The organism is Anabaena sp. UHCC 0451 (assembly GCF_034931405.1).
In the GTDB taxonomy this organism is placed as follows: domain Bacteria; phylum Cyanobacteriota; class Cyanobacteriia; order Cyanobacteriales; family Nostocaceae; genus RDYJ01.
In genome coordinates this window covers 1-5,261 of sequence record NZ_JAYGHA010000070.1, presented here as the reverse complement: position 1 = coordinate 5,261, position 5,261 = coordinate 1, and the positions used below count along the sequence as shown (strand labels likewise).

Sequence of the window (5,261 nt, the reverse complement as noted above, 5' to 3'; positions counted from 1 at the left end):
CCTTATATAGTTAATTTCCTATATCTTCATTCCACAATTCTGGTTTTTCTGTGATAAATTCAATCATCATTTTTTCACATTCATCAAGGTTTAAATCAATGACTTCCACACCATGAGAAACCATAAATTCATTTGCACCAGGAAAGGTTTTTGATTCTCCCGCAATCACTTTTTTAATTCCAAACTGCACGACAGCACCAGCGCACAAATAACATGGCATTAAAGTAGAATATAAAGTTGTACCTTGATAATTCCCAATTCTGCCGGCATTCCTTAAACAATCAATTTCTGCATGGGTGACAGGATCACCATCTTGAACCCGTTTATTATGCCCTTTACCGATAATTTTACCATCTTTGACCAAAACAGAACCAATGGGAATTCCGCCTTCTTTTCTGCCTTGTTTAGCTTCGCTAATTGCAGCTTGCATAAACTCATCCATTTGATTAACTCCTAATATGAAAAAACAACTGGTATTAATGGATAATGATAGTAATACAGATGATTATATTCCTTTAAGGTTGACAAATCATGAACATTCAAGATAAAGCACAACAGTTTGCGATCGCTAAACACACTAATCAAAAATATGGAGAATACCATTACTCATATCATCTTAGTTATGTAGTTAATATTTTGAAAGAATATGGTTATGGAGAGGATAATACCATAATTTGTAGTGCCTGGTTACATGATACGATAGAGGACACAGATACAACTTATGAAATGTTAGTCAGCGAATTTAATCAAGAGATAGCTGACACAGTTTATGCTGTAACTAATGAACCAGGAAAAAATAGAATGGAGACATTTGCGAAGACAGCACCCAAAATTATAGCCAATAAGAAAGCGTTAATACTGAAATTAGCCGATAGAATCACCAATACAGAGTTTAATCTTCAGAATGATTCTAGAATTTATCAAGTTTATTTTCAGGAATTTCCGCAATTTAAACAACTTCTATATCGAGAACAAGATATTGATATTCTACCAATGTGGAAAAAATTAATTAGTTTATATAGGAATCCGGTTTGATTTTCAACCCCAAAAAAAGCGCAGCTACTGTTCCCGCAACAGAAATTTCTCCTGTAGTAATTTTCTCAAAAATTGCATTTATAGGCATTAAAATCACCTCAATTTCTTCAGTTAAATCCAAATTTTGTTGTTCTCCTACCTTCACCACATTTTCAGCCAAAAATAAATGAGTTTGATTAGTCTCTTTACTGGGATTATCGTGAAGAGTACCAATTTTGCGGAGATTTTCAGCAACATAACCTGTTTCTTCCCTTAACTCCCTCAATGCTGCTGCTTCAGCACTTTCTTCACCAGGATAAAAACGTCCTGCGGGAAGTTCAATAAAAAAATCTCCTACAGCGTGTCTGTACTGACGCACAAACACAACTTTCTGATCATGAGTAATTGGTAAAACCAACGCCACATCTGGTTTAATATTCACAAAATAATCATCTATAACCTTACCATTAGACAACTCAACCTCATCCCGTCGTACCTGACAGAAAGGATGATTAATTAACATTTGTGAATTTAAAACTTGCCACTTTTGTAAACTACTCATTTTAAGTTAAAATATACATCCAACAAGCCAAAATTATAACATTATTCTTTCTGCGCCTCTGCGTGAGCATAAATCTTAAACATGAAAATACTGATCAACTTATTTACAGTCAATAAAAGATTTCCCTTAACAATTAGTAGAGGAACAACCACACAAACAACGAATATTTGCATAAAAATCATTGAAAATGACATAGAAGGATGGGGAGAAGCATCACCCTTTGGTGTTGGTAATCACCGTCAAACAACTGATATAATTACGGAAGCTTTGCGAAAAATTGCTCCTGTGTTAGAATCATTTAACCCTTGGCAACGTCAAGAAATTGAAGCAGTTTTAACACAATATAAAATTCCTTCCGCAGCCAGAGCAGCATTAGACATGGCGCTGTATGATTGGATGGGTAAAAGTATGAGTTTACCACTGTGGCAAATTTGGGGACTAAATAGAAATGCGATCGCACCAACTTCGGTGACAATTGGTATTAATTCCCCAGCAGGTGCAACAGCTAGGACAAAAGACTGGTTAGAATATATGGATGTGCGGCTATTAAAGGTAAAATTAGGTGCAACAGAAGGGATAGAAGCAGACAGAAAAATGCTCTTAGCGGTGCGAGAAACAGCACCAGAAATAGATTTATTTGTAGATGCTAACGGAGGTTGGAGTTTAGCAGATGCGATCGCCATGTCTTTATGGTTAGCAGATTTGGGTATACAGTATATAGAACAGCCATTACCACGAGGCCAAGAACCCCATTTAGCCACCCTAAAAGAACATTCACCTTTACCCATCTTTGTCGATGAAAGTTGTTTTACCAGTGCGGATATTCCCCAATTAGCTGATTATGTAGATGGGGTGAATATTAAACTCATGAAATCAGGGGGTTTAACTGAAGCTTTAAGAATGGTACATACAGCTAAATCTCATGGTTTAAAAGTGATGTTTGGCTGTTATTCTGATAGTTCTCTGGCTAATACAGCAGCTGCACAACTTGCACCTTTAGCCGATTATTTAGACTTAGATAGTCATCTCAATTTAATTGATGATCCTTTTATTGGTGCATCAGTGAAACAAGGAAGAATTTTACCTAACGATTTACCAGGTTTGGGGGTACAATATAGTGCGTCTGCCACTTAATAGAAAGACAGCAATTTTACTGCATGAAGGACTGAGTGGAACTCAAGGAAAAACTGGTTTATCCATTTTACGCTACAGTGAAGCCCCAGTTGTTGCAATTATAGATCGGGAGTCTGTAGGTAAATCTTTACCAGAATTAACAGGTATCAAACGTAATGTACCAATTGTCGCATCTGTAGCCGCAACTTTACAGTATCAGCCGGAAGTTTTAGTAATTGGTATAGCTCCCAAAGGTGGGATAATTCCTGATAGTTACTGGCCTGATATCAAAGATGCTTTAAAAGCAGGAATGTCTTTGGTTAATGGTTTACACACACCTTTAGCAAACATACCAGAATTAAACGCACTCCTCAAACCAGGACAGATAATTTGGGATGTCCGCAAAGAACCAGCTAATTTAGAAATAGCTTCGGGTTTAGCGCGGACTCTTCCCTGTCGTCGGGTGTTGACGGTGGGTACGGATATGGCTATTGGTAAAATGTCCACCAGTTTAGAATTACATCGTTCAGCAAAATTGCGTGGTTGGCGTTCTAAATTTTTAGCCACTGGTCAAACTGGGTTAATGTTAGAAGGGGATGGAGTAGCTTTAGATGCAGTGCGGGTAGACTTTGCTGCTGGTGCTGTGGAACAGTTAGTAATGCGGTTTGGTAAACATTACGATATCTTGCAAATTGAAGGACAAGGTTCTCTGTTGCATCCTGGTTCAACTGCAACTTTACCTTTAATTCGCGGTTCTCAACCCACACAACTGATCTTAGTTCATCAAGCGGGACAAACCCACAACCGGAATAACCCTCATGTTCCTATTCCCCCTCTACCAGAAGTAATTAAGATGTATGAAATTGTCGCTAGTGGTGCAGGTGCTTTTGGTAAAGTTCCTGTTGCGGGGATAGCTTTAAATACTAGAAATTTAGATGAGTCTGCTGCTAAGAATGCGATCGCTCAAACTATAACCGAAACTGGTTTACCTTGTACAGACCCCGTGCGGTTTGGTGGTGGAGTTTTGTTAGATGCAGTGATGCGAAGTTAGAAATAGGAGTCAGGAGTCAGGAGTCAGAAGTCAGGAGTCAGGAGTCAGAAGTCAGAAGTCAGAAGTCAGAAGTCAGGAGGAATCTATTTTTCCTCTTTCTTACTCCCTGCTCCCCTGCTCCCCTGCTCCCCTGCTCCCCTGCTCCCCTGCTCCCCTGCTCCCCTGCTCCCCTGCTCCTCATCTCCTCATCTCCTCATCTCCTCATCAAAATGTTTCCTCTCTACTTCCCAAAACCATGAGACTTTAAGGAAGTTTTCTTACCCAACATCCAATCTAAATGTTGTGGTAATAATGTTGCTAAATCATAATTATTAACTATTGTTTTTCTTGCTGCTGTCCGAATAGCTGTCATATCTTCAGCATTATCCAAGGCTTCATTTACTTTATTTGCAATTTGTTCAGGAGAAAAGAAATCTACCAATAGTCCATTTTTGCCATCTTTTATTACTTCTAAAACTGGTGGTGTATTGGAAGCTAATAACAAACATCCTGCGGACATAGTTTCTAACATTGACCAGGATAAAACAAAGGGACGGGTTAAATAAATATGGACAGAGGAAGCTTGTAAAACTTGCAGATATTCAGGATAAGGTAGTCTATCTGTAAAGTGTAATCTGGATAAATCTAAATCTAATTTTTCTAACATTAACTGTTTATAAGTTTGACCATCAGGCAGATTTTTACCATAAGCAACTCTATCTTCCCCTACAACTACAACATGACAATTGGGGCGTTGTTGTTGAATTAATGCAACCGCTTCCATAAACTGAGGAAAACCTCGGTAAGGTTCCATCCCTCTACCTACATAAGTTACTAATTCTACCACATGGGAAAGGTCAAGATTAATGCGGGGTAAAACTAATTTAGCACCAGGGTTAGGTTGAAAATAATTAGTATCAATGCCATCGTGACAAACAGAGATTTTACTATGATATTCTGAGGGGAATTGTTGACGCTGCCAATTAGTAGGAGAAAGTCCGCGATCGCAATTATCTAAATCAATCAAAATCGGCGCGTTTTTAATCCGAATTCGACATAAATCATCAGCGTTTAATGGTTCGCTAGGATCAAAATCAGCATCCGAACCACGCGCATGATAAAACCATTCAAAGAAACATAATAACTCTGCTTTAGGGAAAACTTCTTTCATAAATAAAGTCGGACCCCAACCAGAATGTCCATAAATTATATCGGGGATAAAACCCTGTGCTTTCAGTTGTTCTGCAATCCGATATACAGCTTGTCCACAAATAACTGCATTTTCTAAATTGCGGACATAATGATGAGTTTGTGAAGCAGCTTGACGGGATGGTTCATAAATAGCTTTAAATACGCCCGCTATTGTTCCTTCTTGACGATTAGTAATAAACACAACTTGGTAATTACTATCTTGCCCTAAAGCCGTGGCGAGATGGCGAAATTGGGCGGGGAAATTGGGATGCAAGAATAAAATGCGTTTAGGGTTTTTAGACATATTTTTCGTAAAGTTTTAATATTGATTTACCAGCAATATAATCATTT

General features: G+C 38.1%; 6 protein-coding genes. 3 read left to right on the top strand and 3 right to left on the bottom strand.

The window, feature by feature from the left end; translation table 11 throughout:
- Positions 1-10 precede the first annotated feature (10 nt).
- Positions 11-442 (bottom strand): nucleoside deaminase, encoded by a 432-nt coding sequence (locus VB694_RS25185; RefSeq protein WP_323363059.1) that lies wholly within the window; start codon positions 440-442, stop codon positions 11-13.
- 89 nt (positions 443-531) lie between these two features.
- Here VB694_RS25185 and VB694_RS25180 point away from each other — a divergent pair, with 89 nt between their 5' ends.
- On the top strand, positions 532-1,035 hold the full coding sequence (locus VB694_RS25180; RefSeq protein WP_323363058.1) for an HD domain-containing protein: 504 nt from the start codon (positions 532-534) through the stop codon (positions 1,033-1,035).
- On the opposite strand, the gene VB694_RS25175 is transcribed toward VB694_RS25180, so the two are convergent.
- Positions 1,010-1,576: an NUDIX hydrolase gene (locus VB694_RS25175; RefSeq protein ID WP_323363057.1), complete on the bottom strand. Its 567-nt coding sequence runs from the start codon at positions 1,574-1,576 to the stop codon at positions 1,010-1,012. The genes VB694_RS25180 and VB694_RS25175 overlap by 26 nt on opposite strands.
- Positions 1,577-1,657: 81 nt before the next feature.
- On the opposite strand from VB694_RS25175, the gene VB694_RS25170 reads away from it, so the two are divergent.
- Both VB694_RS25170 and VB694_RS25165 read left to right on the top strand, forming a co-directional pair.
- A complete protein-coding gene (locus VB694_RS25170; RefSeq protein WP_323363056.1) occupies positions 1,658-2,710 on the top strand; it encodes a dipeptide epimerase in 1,053 nt (350 codons plus the stop codon).
- Entirely contained in the window at positions 2,694-3,740 is a 1,047-nt protein-coding gene (locus VB694_RS25165; protein ID WP_323363055.1) for a DUF1611 domain-containing protein, read from the top strand. Before VB694_RS25170 ends, VB694_RS25165 begins: the two co-directional genes overlap by 17 nt.
- Before the next feature lie 220 nt (positions 3,741-3,960).
- Here the strand turns inward: VB694_RS25165 and VB694_RS25160 are convergent, their stop codons facing one another.
- The gene (locus VB694_RS25160) at positions 3,961-5,214 is read right to left on the bottom strand and encodes a glycosyltransferase family 4 protein (RefSeq protein WP_323363054.1); all 1,254 of its coding nucleotides are present in this window, start codon (positions 5,212-5,214) and stop codon (positions 3,961-3,963) included.
- Between the last annotated feature and the right edge of the window lie 47 nt (positions 5,215-5,261).